The organism is Pseudomonas fluorescens group sp. (genome assembly GCF_020093335.1).
In the GTDB taxonomy this organism is placed as follows: Bacteria; Pseudomonadota; Gammaproteobacteria; order Pseudomonadales; family Pseudomonadaceae; genus Aquipseudomonas; species Aquipseudomonas petroselini.
Map to the genome: position 1 here is coordinate 1 of NZ_JAIOKW010000038.1, position 18,202 is coordinate 18,202.

Here is an 18,202-nt window from a genome sequence, read left to right on the forward strand (position 1 = left end):
ACGCAGGAGTGGGTGAGGGGGATGGTTGCGTTGGGGGCGATATTTGTTTCGGGTGATCAGCAAGCGAATGCCGTAGCTAAAAGCAAGCACCGGAATGCTGTCGAATTGTAGCTCGGTTATCCAGCGTGTGGCGCCAAACAGAAGTAGTGGACCTGCAACTATCAGGGCGAATCCAACCCATGTTCTGAGGGCAGGACGCTTGATCTTTCTGTCGAGCAATACGGCGAGTGTGACGAGGGTGATGAGAGTGATCCAAGAAGCATATTCGGTCATCGTTTCATCCACCTTGGTAAGGTCGGACGAAGGATGAGGGTGATCGCTGAGGGCTGACCCCAATGGGGTGATTACCTGGCACCCCTGCGAAGGTGGCGCCATAGTGGCCGATGTGTTGAGTCCTTTCGATGTTCACGGGTTTCTGCCGAGAAAGTGGAGACCGCACTATTTTCATTCAGCAGCGGGTAACTTCTGTAGAGGGGAGAGTGGGTGTTTGAAGCAGTTTGGGAAGAGGATGTCGCAGCGTTTGGAGATTTCTTACAGCGGTTTCCGGCATTTATGGCTTGGCAGCGAGGCAACAGGTAAAAGCGGCCAAATGTGGGCGCCGAGCTTGCCCATGATGACAATGCTCAGGCGCTGGCAGGCCGACTCACACACCGTTCAAAAATCGCCTCCAACCCCCGGTAATCACACGCCACCGCATCAATATTCGCCGGTACCCACGCCGCGTGTTTGACCAGCCACCAGTTCACCGAAAAACCCGCATTCACGATGATCTGTTCGAATAGGATCCGCTGCGCCCGACCATTGCCTTCTCGGAAGGGGTGGATGACGTTGAGGTCGCCGTAGGCTTCAGCAATCTGTGTGATCAACTCGGCCTGACTCGCGCCGACATACCAGTTCGCCTCTGCCATGCGCCGGATGATTTTCGCCGCTTCCGGCGGGATGCGTTCCGGGGTGCAGAACAGGGTGTCGCCTTTCTGGATGTTGACGCTGCGCAGTTCGCCGGCCCAGTCGTAGATATCGCCGAACAGGGTGCGGTGGATATGTTGCAGGCGCTCAAGATCGTAGGGCGGTGCGAAGAGGGGGAGGCTGCCTACGGCGATTTCGGAAAGCTCCCGCTCGGCCTGGTGCAGGCGCGTTTCGTCGAGCAAATCGAGGCGGTTGCGCAGGACGCTGCTACCGGGATAGCAGTACGGATCCTGGCCCACCCCGTATTTGTCGAGCATCAGCGTGGGGTGTTGCGGTACTTGGCGAGGACGGCTTCGCGGGTCGGCAAGGGTTTGTCGACGTCCGCCGGTTGGGTGTCGAACCCTTCCAGGCGCAGGCTGGCCAGGTAATTGGAACGGCGGATCTTGTGGTAGTGATCCTGTTTTTGCTCAAACGTCAGTTCGCTCATCGCAGCGTACTCCTGGGTGGCAAAGCTTGATTGTAGCGCAATGCTTCAATGGGCAGGCGGGATAAAAACCACGTCACATTTTGTGCAAAAAATCCGCCAGTAGCCTGATTTCAGGGTATGTTTCACCGCAAAATCTTGTAGGGCGATTCCGCCCACTACTTAAAGGGAAGTTAAGCATGGGTTTGCTGCGTATCGCCTCGGCGGTGTCTTTGTGTGCGGTGGCTTTTTCGGTTCAGGCCGAGCAATTGCCGATTGAAGTGCTCAGTGCAGTGGTCAAGGATCAGAAGATCGCTGACGCCGAAGTGTTGCTGCAACGCAATGGCGCGCAGAACATAGTGGGCCGCACCAACGTCCAGGGTCAGGTGACGCTCACCAGCGAAGGTGCAGACGATGGCACCAACCTGCTGATCATCAAGAAGCCCGGTTACTCCAATCTGGTGGTGAAGTGCCCGTGCGCAGGCATGACGTATGCCATCAGCCCGGTAATGGAAAACCTCGACGGCCTGCGCGTGGTGCTGACGTGGGGCAAGACCCCGCGTGACCTCGACTCCCACATGATTTTCCCCGGCAATAACATCTATTTCGAGAACAAGAACGGCACCGATGCCGAGCTGGATGTGGATGACACCGACAGCTACGGCCCGGAAACCATCACCTTGCAGAAGAAGCACTACGGCGAAAGCTACGTGTACGCCGTGCACGACTTCAGCAATGGCGGCAATCCGGGCTCGCGTCAGCTGTCCAACAGCGAAGCCAAGGTGTTCGTGTACATGGGGCAATCGCTGGTACGCACCTATTACGTGCCGAAAAACCGCAGCGGTAACCTGTGGACGGTGTTCCGCATGACCGGCAGCGGTGACTTCCAGGACATCAACACCTTCAGCGGCGTGACCGTGAATGCCGCGAGTGTACTGAACGAAGTCAAACCGTTGCTGGACGACAGCGTGGCGATTACCGCTGTCGCGGTCAGTTCTTCCGCACAAACCGATGCGAAACGTCTGAACCTCCAAGGTGAGGCGGCCTACCAGGCGGGTAACCTGGACCAGGCCATCGACCTGTTCCGTCAGGCGATCGAACTGGACAATGGTTTCGGCAAGGCCTACGGCAACCTGGGCCTGGCGTATCAGAAAGCCGGCAATACTGCCGAGTCTATCTGGGCCAACCGCAAGGCCATCGCCCTGGCGAACGGCGCGAACGCTGCGACGGTGCGGGCTGGCGCTTATTACAACATTGCGCGGATCTACGAAGCGGCAGGGCAGTTTGCCGATGCGTTGCGTCACTACCAGTTGGCCAAGGAACAGAAGGCCAATCCGGTGTATGACACGGCGATTGAGCGGGTGCAAAATCGCTGATTCAGCTGCCGTGCAGAGTTAAGGTGCAGGAGGGGGCTTGCTCCCGATGGTGGTGTGTCAGTACAGAGGTACTGCTGACACTCTGCTATCGGGAGCAAGCCCCCTCTCACATTTGGTTGGTGTTATTCCTACAACTGCATTCGACCTTGTCGCATTTGGCCCAAGGCCACCGCAGTACCCTGTGTATCATCCTGTCTCTTTTTTCCTCGCGACCTTTCTCGATTCGCTGAGATTCCCAGGCTATGTTTTGGAGCCAACTCAGCGGTCAATGGAGTGACAGCCTATGCACGACACCCTCCAGCAGGTCTTCGGTTATCCACAGTTTCGTTTGGGCCAGGAGCAAACGATCAGCGCTGTACTGGCCGGCCGTTCGGCGGCGGCAATTTTCCCCACCGGGTCGGGCAAGTCCCTGTGTTACCAGCTGTCGGCGGTGTTGCTGCCGCACCTGACAGTGGTGGTGTCGCCGTTGTTGGCGTTGATGCAGGACCAGTTGGGTTTCCTGCAGCGGCATGGCATTTCGGCAGGCAGTATCGATTCGGCCCAGAGCCGTGACGAGGCCAATGAAGTGATGGCCCGTGCGCGCTCCGGTGAGCTGAAAATCTTGATGATTTCGGTGGAACGCTTGAAGAACGAGCGATTTCGCAACTTCCTGCAAAGTGTGCAGATTTCGCTGCTGGTCGTGGACGAGGCGCACTGTATTTCCGAATGGGGCCACAACTTCCGCCCGGACTATCTGAAGCTGCCGGACTACCAGCGTCAGTTCAATATTCCACAAGCGCTGCTGCTGACGGCTACAGCGACGCCTAAGGTGATTGCCGACATGCAGGCGAAGTTCGCCATTGCGCCGGACGATGTGGTGACTACGGGCTTCTACCGGCCCAATCTCAACCTGTTGGTGGAGCCGGTCAGCGGCTCTGACAAGCGCCGACGCTTGGTGGAGTGGATGAACGAGCGCGCCAATCAACCCAGCATCGTCTACGTCACCTTGCAGAAAACCGCCGAGCAGATTGCCGAGCACCTGAACCGTAATGGCATCCAGGCCGAGGCTTATCACGCGGGTTTACCTCACGATAAGCGCGAGGGCATCCAGCAGCGTTTCATGGGCGGGCGCTCCCATTGCATTGTCGCTACCATCGCGTTTGGCATGGGCATCGACAAGAGTGATATCCGCAACGTGGTGCACTTCGACCTGCCCAAATCCATCGAGAACTACAGCCAGGAAATCGGCCGTGCGGGGCGTGATGGGCAGCCGTCCGACTGCCTGGTGTTGGCCAACCGCGACAGCCTTAATGTGCTGGAAAACTTTGTGTACGGCGATACGCCCGAGCAGGACGGTATTCGCCGGGTACTCGATGAGTTACAGGCAGCACGCAGTGAGGGGCAGTGGGAGTTCCTGCTGAGGTCGCTGTCGGACCACAGTAATATCCGCGAGCTGCCGCTCAAGACGTTGCTGGTGCAGCTGGAGCTCAAGGGCGTGATAGCGCCGCGCTACGCGTTCTACGCCGAATACCGTTTCAAATACCTGATCGAACCTGAGGCTTTGCTGGCGCGTTTCTCCGGCGAACGACAGCAGTTTGTCGCGGCGATCATCCAAGTCTGCAAACGGGCAAAGACCTGGGCGACGGTGGATTTTGACGCGCTTTATCAACAGCACAATGCCGAACGTGGGCGGGTGGTGAAGGCGCTGGACTATTTCCAGGAGCAGGGCTTGATCGAGCTGGAAAGCAAGCAGATGACCGAGGTCTACAGTTTGCTGAATACAGATTTTGACCCACAGGCACTGAGCGAAGCGTTATACACAGGCTTCAAGCAGCACGAGGTGGGCGAAGTGGCGCGAATTCACGCCATGCTCGATCTGTTCGCCACCGAGCACTGCCTGGGGCAGCGCCTGGCGAAGTATTTTGGTGATGAAAACGCACCGCAACGTTGCGGTCATTGCTCGGTGTGTCACGGGCACGTTGCGCACCTGCCGCCACCGCCAAGCTTGCCGCCGCTTGTGGATAAAAACTTCATGGGACTGTGCGGTGATTTTATCCACAGGCATCATGAACACACCGGCCAACTGCCAGGTGCGGAACGCCTGACGCGTTTCCTTGGTGGCATCAGTGTGCCGTTGTTTACCAAGTTGAAGGCGCGGGGGATACCGGGTTTTGCAGCCTTGGAAGAGTACCCGTACGCAGCGGTAAGAACGTGGGCGCAGACGGGGCTGAGTGCTTTGGACCAGTAACCCTGTGTGAAGATATTTCTGTCTCGTCGTGTGGATTTCATCGGGGCTGATCAGCGAGTCGGATGACAGTCGCGATGCGTTCGGAATGCGAGTCTATGGGGCTCTATCTTTCTACATAGGCAATTCCCATGGACATCCCTTCACCGAAGCTTCTCACTGCATTACTGGCGGTCTGTGGTCTGGTGACTGCCTGGCCGCTGATGGCTGCTATCGAGCCGTTGAAAGACGCCGACTGTCGACTGATGACGGAGCGCAGTACCATCAGCGAGAAGAACCCGCTTGCGTGCCAGCGTTTGAGCCGGGTTTCGTTCAGCTATGTGAACTTTGACGGTGTGCGCCAGGACGATGGAAGTATCGTGGTAATGGACGCCGTCGCGCCCTTTGTGCAGGAAATCTTCAGCGGCTTGTTGCAACGCGGGTTTCCGTTGAGGAAGGCCATACCGCTTGAGCATTACAAGGGTGATGACAAGGCATCGATGGATGATAACAACACCAACAGTTTCAATGGGCGAGCGCTGACAGGCCGCCCCGGCTGGTCTATCCACGCCTATGGTGCCGCCATCGATATCAACCCGGTGCAGAATCCGTACGTATCGTTCATGCGTGACGAAAAGGGCGAATACACAGGGATGGCTAAGATCGAGCCTAAGTCTGCGACGCCCGTGGGGCTCAACCGCCTCAACGTCCGTGCTGACGAGCCTGTCTACCCAGGTAGGACAGAAGATGTCATCGATCTGTTTGCTAACAACGGTTTTTTGACATGGGGGGGTTACTGGGACACCCGCATCGATTACCACCATTTCCAGATCGGCCGGGCGTCGTTCGCGGAGTACCTGGCCAGCGTTTCACCTAAAAAGGCAAAGCTGGCCATGGAGACCTATGTTCAGTCCTATCGAGATTGCGTGTCGACCTCGCTGGAGAAGGACCATGGCATGGCGCGTGCCGTCTGCGTACGCCAGGTAGTTGAGGCCAGCCCTGAGTAGGTGGTTGCGGGAGCGCTCGGAAACCCGTATCTAAGAGGCACGACTCTCCAGGGCCTCATCGATGACTCAAACCACGCCACAACGCTCGGACTACCGTCATTTTCAGCCGATCATCACGCGCTGGCACGACAACGATGTGTATGGCCATGTGAACAACGTGACCTACTACAGCTTTTTCGACACGGCGGTGAATACCTACCTGATCGAACACGGTGGGTTGGATATTCATGACGGCGAAGTGGTGGGGTTTGTGGTGAGCTCAGCGTGCGATTACTTTGCGTCGATTGCCTTTCCCGAGCGCATTGAAATCGGCCTGCGGGTGGGCAAGTTGGGCAATAGCTCAGTGCAGTACGAGTTGGCGGTATTCAAGGCCGGCGAGGAAGAGGCCTGTGCGGCAGGGCGCTTTGTGCATGTGTTTGTGGATCGGGGGTCGAACCTGCCGGTGAGTATTCCGGGGTCGTTGCGTGAGGCGTTGCAGCGGTTGGTGACCTGACCTGATACCCCGAACACCATGGCGCTAAATGTGGGAGGGGGGTCGTTGTGGTGAGCAGGCTTGCCCTGCGCCGGGCCGCGAAGCGGCCCCAAAACCCGACAATCAGTTCTGACTGAAAGAACGCGGCGCCTGGATCAGGGGCGCTTCGCGCCCCAGCGCGGGGCAAGCCCGCTCACTACGACAAACCCGCACACACCTTGGGTGTGGGGTGTATTTCAGATGTTACCGGTGACGGTAGTGATGCTTGTTTTTGCGATGCCCATAGGCATGCCCGCGTCCACGATGATCATCCCGGTCATAACGACGGTTATCACGCCCACGATAACGACGATCATCGTCATCGCTCTTGTTGCCCATGTAGTTACCCAGCGCGCCACCTGCACCACCACCCGCGGCTGCGCCGATCAGGCTGCCGGTGTTGCCGCCCATGCTACGGCCTACCACGTTGCCGCCGGCTGCGCCGAGGGCACCGCCAATGGCTGCTTCGCCGCGGCTGCGCTTGTCTGCACCGACCGCACTGCCGCCTGCGCCGCCGAGAGCTGCGCCGATGGCCGAGCCGGTGTTACCGCCGATCTGCTGGCCGACAACCGAACCGAGTACCCCGCCCAATGCGCCGCCCACACCGGCTTCGGTGGTGCCACCGGCCATGGCTGCGCCACTGACCAGGCCAAGGGACAACAAGAGAATCGAGGAGAACTTCATAGAGAGACCTCAAGAGGATGACGGCGCGATCCTGAGGCTGTGTCGAGATTGTGACAATAGAAATCCGACCAGTAACACGAGTTGTACACAATTCTATAAGTTACTGTTTTAACACGGGAACTTAAGTTGAATTCGTCAGTCTTTAGCTACTTGGGAACGGCCGCTTTTATGCAAAAGCGGCCTTTTTTGTGCCCGCAATTCAGGATGATCAACACGCCATCGTTGTAGTGAACGGGCTTGCCCCGCGCTGGGCTGCGCAGCAGCCCCAATAAGAACGCCGCGTTGTCTCAGACACTCTGCGGCGCCTGGTTTTAGGGCCGCTTCGCAGCCCCGCACGGGGCAAGCCCGCTCACTACAGGTCCGGTGATCAGGCCGAGCGTGCCATGATCAAGCCATTGTTACTTGCCGCTTCCAAACGGATCGCCACGAACTTCGACGTCGGCGTATGGCTGCCATCCCCGGTGCTTTCCAGCGGCACCAGCGGGTTAACCTCCGGATAGTAAGCCGCTGCCTGCCCTGCCGGGATATCAAACGCCAGCAAGGTAAAGCCCTTCACGCGGCGTTCACGGCCGTCTTCCCACAATGACACGATGTCGGCCTTCTGCCCCGGCTTGAAGCCCAGGCGAATAATGTCGGCTTCGTTGACGAACAACACATCACGCTGGCCCTTGACCCCACGGTAGCGGTCGTCCAGGCCATAGATCGTGGTGTTGTACTGATCGTGCGAGCGCATCGACTGCATGATCAGGTCCGGCACGCGGCCGGTGGCGTGGGTGCGTTCGTGGATCAAGTCCTTGGGCAGGATGTTGGGGCGGAAGTTGGCACGGCCCGATGGCGTGTTCCAGCGGCGCGCACCGGCGGAGTTGCCCAAGTAGAAGCCGCCTGGGTTTTTGATCTTCTCATTGAAGTCCTTGAAGCCTGGGATGGTGTCGGCGATCAGGTCGCGGATGCGGCTGTAGTCGGCCACCAGCCAGTTCCAATCCACCGGTTTGCTGCCCAGGGTCGCGGCGGCGATACCGGCCAGGATCGCCGGCTCCGATTTCATCAATTTCGACAGCGGCTGCAACTGGCCGTTGGAGCCGTGGACCATGCTGAACGAGTCTTCCACCGTCACCGCTTGCGGGCCTTCGGCCTGGATGTCGATGTCGGTACGGCCCAGGCACGGCAGGATCAGCGCGTCTTTGCCGTGCATCAAGTGGCTGCGGTTGAGCTTGGTGCTGATCTGCACGGTCAGGTCGCAATTGCGCAGCGCTTCGAAGGTGCGCGGGCTGTCCGGCGTGGCTTGGGCGAAGTTGCCGCCCAGGCCGATAAACACTTTGGAGCGGCCTTCAAGCATGGCGTGAATCGCTTCCACCACATTGTGGCCGTTGTCGCGCGGCACCTTGAATTGGAAGCGACGTTCCAGTGAGTCGAGGAACGCCACCGGTGGGCGTTCGTTGATACCCATGGTGCGGTCGCCCTGCACGTTGCTGTGGCCACGCACCGGGCACAGGCCGGCGCCCGGGCGACCGATATTGCCGCGCAGCAGCATCAGGTTGGCGATTTCCTGGATGGTCGGGACCGAATGGCGGTGCTGGGTGATGCCCATCGCCCAGCACATGATCACGTTCTTGCCTTTGGCGTACATGCGCGCGGCTTGTTCGATCTCGACCAAGGGCAGGCCGGACTGCGCGACGATTTCATCCCACGAGGTGTCGTCGATCTTGCCCAGGTAATCCAGCACGTTGGTGGTGTGTTCGTTGAGGAAGTCGTGGTCGAACACGGCCTCTTTGCCTTCGGCCTGGGCCTCGCGTTCCCACAACAACAGGAACTTGGCCATGCCGCGCAGGATGGCCATGTCGCCACCCAGCGCCGGGCGGAAGTACGCGGTGTTGGTCGGTTTGTCGCCGTTGGTGAGCATTTCCAGCGGGTGTTGCGGATGCTGGAAGCGTTCCAGGCCGCGCTCTTTCAATGGGTTGATACACACCACCTGAGCACCGCGCTTAACCGCTTCACGCAGCGGTTCGAGCATGCGTGGGTGGTTGGTGCCGGGGTTCTGGCCCCAGACGAAAATCGCGTCGGCGTGTTCGAAGTCATCAAAGGTCACGGTGCCTTTGCCCACGCCCACGCTTTGTGCCAGGGCAACGCCGCTGGCTTCGTGGCACATGTTCGAACAGTCCGGAAAGTTGTTGGTGCCGTAGGCGCGCACGAACAGCTGATACAGGTACGCCGCCTCATTGCTGGCGCGGCCCGAGGTGTAGAACTCGGCCATGTCCGGGCTGGGCAGGGCGTTGAGATGCTTGCCGACCAGGTCGAACGCCGCCTCCCAACTGATGGGCGTGTAGCGGTCGGTTTCGGCGTCGTAGCGCATCGGCTCGGTCAGGCGGCCTTGGTATTCCAGCCAATAGTCACTCTGCTCCAGCAAGGCAGTGACGCTGTGTTTGGCAAAGAACGCAGCATCCACACGGCGCTTGGTGGCTTCCCAGTTCACCGCCTTGGCGCCGTTTTCGCAGAACTTGACCATGCCGCTTTCGGGCGAGTCGCCCCAGGCACAGCCGGGGCAGTCGAAGCCGCCGTTCTGGTTGGTCTTGAGCATCATGCGCAGGTTTTTCAGCGCGTTGTCGCTGGTCAACCAGGCTTGCGCCACGCTGATCAGTGCCCCCCAGCCGCCCGCCGGGCCTTTATAAGGCTTATAGCGCGGGGTTGGGGTTTGGTCGGCTTGATGATGATTGCTCACGGCTGGTTCTCCATCGCAGGGCTGTAGACCCGCGGCGCACTTTTCTGCGGCAGGTGGATGAGATTGAGGTTATGCCGGCGTGCCCATTGCAGGGCCAGGCCGGTGGGCGACGACAGGCTGACCAGGGTCTGGATGCCCGCGCGCAGGACTTTCTGGATCAATTCAAGGCTGCAACGGCTGGTGACAATCGCCAGGCCGCCTTCGGTCGGAATCTTTTGGCGGATCAGCGCGCCGATCAGCTTATCGAGGGCGTTATGCCGGCCGATGTCTTCGCGACCCAGGAGCAATTCGCCTTGGCTGTTCATAAATACCGCGGCGTGCACGGCGCCGCTGTACTGGCCCAGGGGCTGGAACGCACTGATGCGCTGACGCAGGCCATCGAGCCATTCGGCGGGCGGCAGCGGCGCACCGGGCAGTACCTGAAGGTCTGGCAGCGCTTGTTCCACGGCTTCCACACCGCACAGGCCACAGCCGCTGGTACCGGCCAATTGGCGGCGTTGCTGCTTGAGGTTCCAGAAGGCGCGGCTGGAAATCTGCACCTGTGCATACTGGGTAGAGCCGGTTCCGCTGAGTTTCAGGTCATAAATATCGCTAACGTCGGCAATAATGCCGCTGCCGATGCTGAAGCCGACGATAAAGTCTTCCAGGTCCGTCGGCGTCACCAGCATCACCGCCTGGCTGATATCGTTGAAAGCAATCGCCAACGCCACTTCTTCCGCCAAGGCTGTGCTGGCGGATTCCGTGTGATCGAGGTTGCAATACTGATAGCTCTGGCTGGCGGCGGGCGCGGGCGTTTCAAGAGCGGGCGCCGCGCAGACTGGGCGCTTGGCGTTCATGGGGCAGTACCACCGGCGGATTGGTCAGTGTTTAGACTAGGCGCGACAAAGCGTCGCGTCTAATTGCCAGTACTGATCTACCGATAGATGACGTCGATCAAGACTCTTTTTGCGATTTCTGAAACAGCGCGAAACACGCTTCCGCCAAGGCAGAGCGGGGTGCGCTGCGGCGCATGATCAGCCCCAGGCGCGCCAGGGTGTGGGCGTCGTCGATGGGTTGCAGGCGCAAATGCTCGGTGAGCGCGTCCAGGCCCCCGTCCAATGGCATCACCGCGCAACAGAGTCCGCCGTGCACGGCTTGTAACAACTGATGGACGGCATCGGTTTGTAACAGCGGCTGCGGGTGCAAGCCCCGGCTGTGAAAGTTGTGGTCGATGGACTGGCGAAAGTGCATGCCGCTGGTGAGCATGCCCAAGGGCAGTTCGATCAGTGCTTCCCAGCTCAGCGGCGTGTCGCCGAAGCTGAAAAAGCGCTGGTCGTAAAGCAGGCCCATACGGGTTTCGCCCAAGGCCAGCGAGTCGAAGCGTTCATTGTCCAGCCGCTCCAGGTAGGACACGCCTAAATCCAGGCGATTGCTCGCCAGTTGTTCAAGGATTTGTTCGGAGCTGAGTGCCGACAGCTCGAAACGCAGGCTTGGGTGCTCTTTGTGCAGTTGCTGCATTAGTGCCAGTGGATCAAAGCTCGACAGTGGCACCACGCCCAGGCGCAACGTACCCACCAGGTTGCCGCGACAGGCGGCTGCTTCAGCCTGCAAGCCGTCATACGCCGCCAGCACGGTGCGTGCCCAGGCCAGTACCCGTTCGCCAGGCGCGGTGAACCCCTCAAAGCGCTGGCCGCGATTGACCAGGGGAAGATCAAGTTCTTCCTCAAGGCTGCGCAGGCGCATCGACAGGGTCGGTTGGGTGATATGGCATCGTGCCGCCGCCTGGCCGAAGTGACGCGTCTCGTCGAGGGCGATGAGGAATTTCAGCTGTTTGATGTCCATCTTCGCTCCAGGGCTTATTCCAATGGCGGGGGGATTCTAGCGCGTTTGGGTCTTTGGTCGGGCTGGAACCCAAGTCTGTGGGACTGGTCTAGTCTTTGGCATCTGGAAACCAAACATCAAGGAGAGCGCACCATGAGTCTTATTAGCTTTATTAAGGAAGCGGGCGAGAAGTTGATCGACCTGTTGACGCCGGGTAATGCGAACGCGAGTGAGCAGTTGAAGGAGCACGTGGCGAAAGTGGGTCTGGGTAATCCGAATGTGCAGACCACGGTGGATGGCGACAAGGTAACCGTCACCGGTGAAGTCGCCACCCAGGAAGAGAAAGAAAAGATTTTGCTGGCGCTGGGCAATATTGCCGGTGTGGCCAGTGTGGATGACCAGATCACCGTATCCGGCCCGGCCGTAGCTGCCGCCCGTTTCGTCGTGGTGAAAAAGGGTGACACCCTGAGCGCGATTTCCCTGGCGGTGTATGGCAACGCCAACCAGTACAACAAGATCTTTGAGGCCAACAAGCCGCTGTTGTCTCATCCAGACAAGATTTATCCAGGGCAGACGCTGCGTATTCCTGAGTAAGCCCAATACGAAAGGTGGGAGGGGGCTTGCCCCTCCCACATTGGTTCAAAGTCCGACAATGAGATCACGGTAGTCGCCGACGGCGGCAAATTCTGCCGTGTCCTTGGGCCCTTTTTGGCTGTCCGGCTCCTTCACCGCGAGCAAATGCTCCACACCAAACGCCTGGGCACTGCGCAGGATCGGCAGGGTGTCGTCGATAAACAAGCTGCGGGCCGGGTCGAAGTTAATGTCGGCTTGCAGGGCATCCCAGAACTGCGGGTTTTCCTTGGCGAAACCGTAGTCGTGGGAACTGATCAATCGCTCGAAATACGGCGCCAGTTCAATGCGTTCCAACTTCAATGACAGCGAATCACGATGAGCGTTGGTGATCAGGATCACACGCTTGCCGGCCTGTTTGATCGCCGCCAGAAAGGTATCGGCGTCTGGGCGCAGCGCGATCAGGTGGGCGGTTTCCAGCTTGAGTTCACGTACCGGGATATTCAGCTCGGCACTCCAGAAATCCAGGCAATACCATTGCAACTGTCCCGCGTTACGCTCGAACAGTGGCTGCAACTCCATCTCGGCCATGGCGCGGCTCACCCCATGCAACTCGGCGTAACGCTGCGGCAGGTGCTCCATCCAGAAGTGGTTGTCGAAATGCAGGTCGAGCAGCGTGCCGTCCATGTCCAGCAGGACAGTGTCGATGGCGTGCCAAGGCAAAGAGGGCATGGGACGTTCTCATGTAAGTAAAGATATCCGACACAGACAATCGGAAAAGCCACGGTATAGTAACCCGATCACGCCAAGGAGCCGCTTATGCGCCAGAAACCCACCGTCCTCGCCCGCGAAATAGTCGCCAGTAGTCGTTTGTTCCGCGTGGAGGAAGTGCAATTGCGCTTTTCCAATGGCGTTGAACGGACCTACGAGCGCCTGGTGGGCCGCGGTGCCGGCTACGGGGCGGTGATGATTGTGGCGATGATCGACGAAGATCATGCGTTGCTGGTGGAAGAGTATTGCGGCGGCACGGATGAATATGAATTGTCCCTGCCAAAGGGCTTGATCGAGCCCGGCGAGGATGTGCTGGCGGCGGCGGACCGCGAGTTGAAAGAAGAAGCGGGCTACGGCGCGCGACAGTTGGAGCACATCACCGAGCTGTCGTTGTCGCCTGGTTATATGAGCCAGAAAATCCAAGTGGTGCTGGCCACCGATCTGTATGAAGAGCGCCTGGAAGGCGATGAGCCTGAGCCCATGCGTGTGGAGCGGGTCAACCTGCGTGAGCTGTCGCAGCTTGCGCAAAACGAGCAATTCAGTGAGGGCCGCGCCCTGGCCGCGCTGTACCTGGTACGAGACCTGCTGACCCAGCGAGGAGCGTTTAGCGCATGAGCGAACTGTTTTTAGGTCACCCGTTTATTGCCCCTGTGATCGAACTGGCCCGCCAGGCCGGTGAAGTGATATTGCCGTACTGGCGCGCCGACGTGGCCGTCACCTCCAAGGCTGACGATTCGCCCGTGACGGCAGCGGACTTGGCCGCTCACCATCTGATTCTCGCCGGCCTCACCGCGCTGGACCCAAGCATCCCCGTGCTGTCCGAGGAGGATGCCGATATCGACCAAAGCGTGCGTGCCGGCTGGCAGCGCTGGTGGTTGGTGGACCCGTTGGATGGCACGAAGGAGTTCATCGCTGGCAGTGAAGAGTTCACCGTCAACATCGCCTTGATCGAACAAGGCCGGGTGATATTTGGCGTGGTGTCGATGCCCACCAGTGGCCGTTGCTACTTCGGTGGCGCGGGCCTGGGCGCCTGGCGCTCGGATGTGAATGAAGCGCCCAAGCAGATTCAAGTTCGCGAGGCGCCGGCGGCGGGCGAGTCGTTTACGGTGGTGGCCAGTCGTCGGCACACCAGCCCCGAGCAGGAACGCTTGTTGGACGGTTTGAGCGAAGGCCTGGGCGCACTGAAGCTGGCGAATATAGGCAGTTCGTTGAAGTTTTGCTTGTTGGCCGAGGGCAGCGCGGATTGCTACCCGCGCCTGGCGCCGACGTCGCAGTGGGACACCGCAGCCGCCCAAGGCGTGCTGGAAGGCGCGGGCGGTGAGGTGTTGGAGTTGAGCGGTGAACCGTTCAGTTATCCGGCGCGGGCATCGTTGTTGAACCCGTTCTTCCTGGCGTTGCCGGCGAAGGCAGCATGGCGTGAGCGGTTGCTCACCCTGGCCAGGTCGTAAGGCCACAGCCGATCAAAATGTGGGAGAGAGCAAGCCCCCTCCCACAGGTGTTTTGTGTTGGGGCGGTTAGCGGTGCAGGACGTACTGGCCAGTAAACGTCACCGCTCGTTCCTCACTGCCCTCATTCACAATCCACGTCTCCAACGTCAATCGCGCGCGGCCATAGCGCTTGTACGTCGCCACGAAACGTTTCCACACCTTCTCCTCCGGCGCCTGGCACACCACCGTCGCATCCCGCGTAACCGGCAGCGGATAACTGATCTGCCCCTCCTGAATCACGATATGCCCGTCTTCAATGCCTTCTTCGCGCAACTGCAAGTGCAGCCAGCCCCAGCCCGCCAGCACCGCGCCGCAATACAGGCTGCCGCCGAACATGGTGCTCTTGTGGTTGATGTTGGCGTGCAAGGGCAGATGCAGTTCCAACCGTTGGTCGTGCCAGTCGAGCACCTTGAGGCCCATTTCCCGGGTAAGGGGGATGTCATGGTGAAGGATGGATTCCAGGTAACGGCTGTCGCGGCTCATGGCGGCCTCATGGCGGGTGGGAGTGGTCATTCGTCGTCGCCACTTTGGTTGGCGAAATTCAGGCCGTGCTTGCGCAGTTTGTCGTGCAGTGTCTTGCGCGGTACGCCCAGGGCTTCGGCGAGGCTGCGCATGGAACCGTGGGGGCGAGTCAGTTCGGCAGCGATCAGGCTCTTTTCGAACTGCTCGACTTGCTCGCTCAGGCCGCCGGGTGTGGAGGTCAGGACGCCAGCCGCTGGGTTGTCCGGCGAGCTGTCCAGCGCCAGTTCCAGGCCCAGCGCGAAGCGTTCGGCGGCGTTCTGCAATTCACGTACGTTGCCCGGCCAGCTATGGCGCAACAGCAGCGCGCGCTGCCCCGGTTGCAGCTCATGCAGTGGCAGGCCGTGGCGGCTGCTGGCTTCATCGGCGAAGTGCTGGAACAACATCAGTGCATCTTCACCGCGCTCACGCAGTGGCGGAATGCGCAGCGGCGCGACGTTGAGGCGGTAATACAAGTCGGCACGGAAGCGGCCCTGGTCGGCGGACTGGCGCAGGTCTTCCTTGGTCGCGGCGATGATGCGGATATCCAGCGGGATCAACTGATTGCCGCCCAGGCGCTCCACCACGCGCTCCTGCAACAGGCGCAAGAGTTTGACCTGTACATCCAGGCTCATGCTTTCAATTTCATCGAGGAACAAGGTGCCGCCGTTGGCGAATTCGAACTTGCCGATACGGCGCTTCTGCGCGCCGGTAAAGGCGCCGGGCTCATGGCCGAACAGCTCGCTTTCGACGACCGATTCGGCCAACGCCCCGGCGTTGATCGCCACAAAGGGGCCGCTACGACGACTGGACAGGTCGTGCAGTGCGCGGGCGACCACCTCTTTGCCGGCGCCGGTTTCGCCGAGAATCAGCACATCGGCCTTGGTCGCGGCCAACGCGCCGATCTGTTCGCGCAGGCGCAGCATTTGCGGGGAGTGCCCCACCAGGCGCGTGCTCAGTTGCTGGCGGTCGCTGAGGGCCAGGCGCAGGCTGCGGTTGTCCAGCACCAGGCGGCGCAGGGCGAGGGCGCGACGCACGCTGTCGAGCAGGGCGTCGCTGGCGAACGGCTTTTCCAGGAAATCATAGGCGCCGGCGCGCATGGCCTGCACCGCCAGCGGCACGTCGCCGTGGCCGGTGATCAGCAGCACCGGCAGGTCCGGGTCCTGGCCGTGCAGTTCTGCCAGCAACTCCAGACCGTCCATGCCGGGCATGCGGATGTCGCTGACCACCACGCCTGGCCAGTCCCGCGACAAGCGCGCGGTGAGGCCGGTGGCTTCGCCCAGGGTCAGGACTTTCAGCCCGGCCAGGTCCAGGGTCTGGCACAAGGCCTGACGCAGGTGTGGATCGTCGTCGATCAACACCACCTGAATCTGGTTATCGATACTCATACACTGCGGTCCTCGGACGGTTGCAGACTGACGCCCGGCGAGCCGGCACGCAATTTCAAGGTTAACAGCGCGCCGCCTTCCTTGTGGTTGGCGAACAGCAGTTCGCCGCCAAAGGCACGCATCAGGGTGTCACAGATCGCCAGGCCCAAGCCCAGGCCCTGGGTGCGTGTCTTGGTGGTATAGAACGGCTCGCTGGCGCGGCCCAGGGCCTCCATGCAAAAGCCCGGGCCGTTGTCGCGAATGTACAGGTTGACGCCCTGTTCGGTGGTTTCGGCACTCAGCCACAGTTTGCGCGGCGGGCCTTTTTCGGTGAGGGCGTCGAGGGCATTGGCCAGCAGGTTGCCGAGCACCTGTCGCAGGCGGGTTTCGCCGGCTTGCACCCACAGGGTCGCTTCCGGCAAGTCGCGGATCAGCTCCACCTCCATCGACCGCCGCCGCTTGGCCAGCAACGCCAGCGCATCGTCCAGCGCCGGTTGCAGGGCCACGCTCTCTGGCGCATGGCGGTCGCGGCGGGCAAAGGCGCGCAGGTGGGCGATGATCGAGGCCATGCGCCCGGTCAGTTCGCTGATCAGCTTGAGATTGCCGCGCGCATCAGTGGTGCGCTCATGGTCGAGCAGGATCTCGGCGTTTTCCGCGTAGCTGCGAATCGCCGCCAGGGGTTGGTTGAGTTCATGGCTGATGCTCGCCGACATGGTGCCCAATGCCGACAGTTTGCCCGCCTGCACCAGGTCATCCTGGGCGCGCACCAATTCCTGCTGGGCGTGTTCGCGTTCCAGCACTTCCTGTTTCAGGCGACGGTTGAGGCCTTCCAGGTCGCTGGTCCGCTCGACCACGCGCGCTTCCAGCTCGCGACGGGCCTTGGCTTCAAAGGCAATGCGTTCCAGGTAATGGCGGCGGCGTTGCATCATCAACCCCAGCAGCAACATCAAGACCAAGAGCGTGGCGCCGCCCACCGCAACGACTGTACGCACCGGCCGGTTGATCAGCGAGCGCGGCGCGAGGATCTCCACGTTCCAGCCCGTCTCGGCGATGGCCGTGGATTGACGCAGCCAAGCGGTGCTGCTCAGGCTCAGCGGCTGCGGATCGCGGGTCGGGTAGGGCTGGATGGCGATGATGGCCTGGCGCTCTGCGGCGGTCAGCGGCCGGGTGGCGCGGAATCGCCATTGCGGGCGCGACGTCAGGATGACCACGCCGTTATGGTCGGTCACCAAGAGCTGTTCCGGGGTGTTGCCCCACAGGCTTTCGGTGTGGTCCAGGTCCACCTTGACCACCAGCACACCGATGATTTTCTCGCCATCACGCACGGCGGCGGCAAAGAAGTAACCGCGTTTGGCCGAGGTGGTGCCCAGGCCGAAAAAGCGCCCCAGGCGTCCGTCCATGGCTTCGCTGAAGTAGGGGCGGAACGAGAAGTTGCGCCCGACAAAGCTGTCCTGTTTATCCCAATTGGACGCGGCGAGGGTCTTGCCGCGGGTGTCCATCAGGTACATCACTTCCACTCCGGCCTGGGCGGCGACGTCCTTGAGCAGCAGGTTGGCGTTGACCAGGTTGGTGCTGACTTGGGGCGCATCCAGCGCTGTGCGCAGGGCCGGCAGGTCGCCGAGGATCTGCGGCAACACTTCATAGCGGTGCAGGGTGCCGAGCAGGTTGGCCACGTACAGATCGAGGGTCTGACGATTCTGCCCCGCCAGCTCGCTGCGGTAATAACGCTCAGCCAGGTGCTCCAGTGGCCACAGCAGCGGTGCCAAGCACAACGCCAGCAGGGCGAGGCTGCGCCAGCGGGGTCTACGCGGGAGGGATGGGGTCATGGGAGTCATGCGCCTGT

At 60.5% G+C, this 18,202-nt stretch carries 17 protein-coding genes and 1 pseudogene; 7 read left to right on the top strand and 11 right to left on the bottom strand.

All coding sequences use genetic code 11. The annotated features are described in order from the left end of the window. From K7431_RS25575 to K7431_RS25585, 3 genes and pseudogenes are all read right to left on the bottom strand, one after another. A pseudogene (locus tag K7431_RS25575) lies at positions 1-273 on the bottom strand (DUF1493 family protein); the annotation flags it as partial. A gap of 350 nt (positions 274-623) precedes the next feature. Further along, positions 624-1,223 carry a putative adenosine monophosphate-protein transferase Fic gene (locus tag K7431_RS25580; protein ID WP_012721695.1) on the bottom strand — a complete coding sequence of 200 codons (600 nt, stop codon included), beginning with the start codon at positions 1,221-1,223 and terminating at the stop codon, positions 624-626. Next, positions 1,223-1,393: a YhfG family protein gene (locus K7431_RS25585; RefSeq protein ID WP_003236014.1), complete on the bottom strand. Its 171-nt coding sequence runs from the start codon at positions 1,391-1,393 to the stop codon at positions 1,223-1,225. Before K7431_RS25585 ends, K7431_RS25580 begins: the two co-directional genes overlap by 1 nt. A 176-nt stretch (positions 1,394-1,569) precedes the next feature. Here K7431_RS25585 and K7431_RS25590 point away from each other — a divergent pair, with 176 nt between their 5' ends. From K7431_RS25590 to K7431_RS25605, 4 genes are all read left to right on the top strand, one after another. Further along, positions 1,570-2,745 (top strand): tetratricopeptide repeat protein, encoded by a 1,176-nt coding sequence (locus K7431_RS25590; RefSeq protein ID WP_012721696.1) that lies wholly within the window; start codon positions 1,570-1,572, stop codon positions 2,743-2,745. A gap of 283 nt (positions 2,746-3,028) precedes the next feature. Next, complete coding sequence (locus K7431_RS25595) at positions 3,029-4,972, top strand: RecQ family ATP-dependent DNA helicase (protein WP_012721697.1); 1,944 nt, start codon at positions 3,029-3,031, stop codon at positions 4,970-4,972. 128 nt (positions 4,973-5,100) lie between these two features. Then, the gene (locus K7431_RS25600; RefSeq protein ID WP_012721698.1) at positions 5,101-5,955 is read left to right on the top strand and encodes a M15 family metallopeptidase; all 855 of its coding nucleotides are present in this window, start codon (positions 5,101-5,103) and stop codon (positions 5,953-5,955) included. A 61-nt stretch (positions 5,956-6,016) separates the two neighbouring features. Continuing rightward, positions 6,017-6,448 carry an acyl-CoA thioesterase gene (locus tag K7431_RS25605; RefSeq protein ID WP_012721699.1) on the top strand — a complete coding sequence of 144 codons (432 nt, stop codon included), beginning with the start codon at positions 6,017-6,019 and terminating at the stop codon, positions 6,446-6,448. A 222-nt stretch (positions 6,449-6,670) separates the two neighbouring features. Here K7431_RS25605 and K7431_RS25610 read toward each other — a convergent pair whose 3' ends face one another. From K7431_RS25610 to K7431_RS25625, 4 genes are all read right to left on the bottom strand, one after another. Then, positions 6,671-7,150: a glycine zipper domain-containing protein gene (locus tag K7431_RS25610; protein WP_012721700.1), complete on the bottom strand. Its 480-nt coding sequence runs from the start codon at positions 7,148-7,150 to the stop codon at positions 6,671-6,673. Positions 7,151-7,517: 367 nt separating this feature from the next. Then, positions 7,518-9,866 carry an FdhF/YdeP family oxidoreductase gene (locus K7431_RS25615; protein WP_012721701.1) on the bottom strand — a complete coding sequence of 783 codons (2,349 nt, stop codon included), beginning with the start codon at positions 9,864-9,866 and terminating at the stop codon, positions 7,518-7,520. Continuing rightward, complete coding sequence (gene fdhD / locus K7431_RS25620; RefSeq protein WP_012721702.1) at positions 9,863-10,702, bottom strand: formate dehydrogenase accessory sulfurtransferase FdhD; 840 nt, start codon at positions 10,700-10,702, stop codon at positions 9,863-9,865. Before fdhD ends, K7431_RS25615 begins: the two co-directional genes overlap by 4 nt. Positions 10,703-10,799: 97 nt before the next feature. Beyond that, entirely contained in the window at positions 10,800-11,687 is an 888-nt protein-coding gene (locus K7431_RS25625; protein ID WP_012721703.1) for a LysR family transcriptional regulator, read from the bottom strand. A gap of 132 nt (positions 11,688-11,819) precedes the next feature. Between K7431_RS25625 and lysM the strand changes: the two genes are divergently transcribed. After that, a complete protein-coding gene (gene lysM, locus K7431_RS25630; RefSeq protein WP_012721704.1) occupies positions 11,820-12,260 on the top strand; it encodes a peptidoglycan-binding protein LysM in 441 nt (146 codons plus the stop codon). A gap of 45 nt (positions 12,261-12,305) precedes the next feature. Here lysM and yrfG read toward each other — a convergent pair whose 3' ends face one another. Then, the gene (gene yrfG / locus K7431_RS25635) at positions 12,306-12,968 is read right to left on the bottom strand and encodes a GMP/IMP nucleotidase (RefSeq protein WP_012721705.1); all 663 of its coding nucleotides are present in this window, start codon (positions 12,966-12,968) and stop codon (positions 12,306-12,308) included. Between the two features lie 87 nt (positions 12,969-13,055). Between yrfG and nudE the strand changes: the two genes are divergently transcribed. Further along, positions 13,056-13,622 (top strand): ADP compounds hydrolase NudE, encoded by a 567-nt coding sequence (nudE, locus tag K7431_RS25640; RefSeq protein WP_012721706.1) that lies wholly within the window; start codon positions 13,056-13,058, stop codon positions 13,620-13,622. Further along, the gene (gene cysQ / locus K7431_RS25645) at positions 13,619-14,455 is read left to right on the top strand and encodes a 3'(2'),5'-bisphosphate nucleotidase CysQ (protein ID WP_012721707.1); all 837 of its coding nucleotides are present in this window, start codon (positions 13,619-13,621) and stop codon (positions 14,453-14,455) included. Before nudE ends, cysQ begins: the two co-directional genes overlap by 4 nt. A gap of 66 nt (positions 14,456-14,521) precedes the next feature. Here the strand turns inward: cysQ and K7431_RS25650 are convergent, their stop codons facing one another. The 3 genes from K7431_RS25650 to K7431_RS25660 are packed head-to-tail and all read right to left on the bottom strand — an operon-like array spanning position 14,522 to position 18,185. Next, a complete protein-coding gene (locus tag K7431_RS25650; protein ID WP_012721708.1) occupies positions 14,522-14,977 on the bottom strand; it encodes a YiiD C-terminal domain-containing protein in 456 nt (151 codons plus the stop codon). A 26-nt stretch (positions 14,978-15,003) separates the two neighbouring features. Further along, on the bottom strand, positions 15,004-16,380 hold the full coding sequence (locus K7431_RS25655; protein WP_012721709.1) for a sigma-54-dependent transcriptional regulator: 1,377 nt from the start codon (positions 16,378-16,380) through the stop codon (positions 15,004-15,006). Continuing rightward, a complete protein-coding gene (locus K7431_RS25660; protein WP_012721710.1) occupies positions 16,377-18,185 on the bottom strand; it encodes a sensor histidine kinase in 1,809 nt (602 codons plus the stop codon). Before K7431_RS25660 ends, K7431_RS25655 begins: the two co-directional genes overlap by 4 nt. Positions 18,186-18,202: the final 17 nt, after the last annotated feature.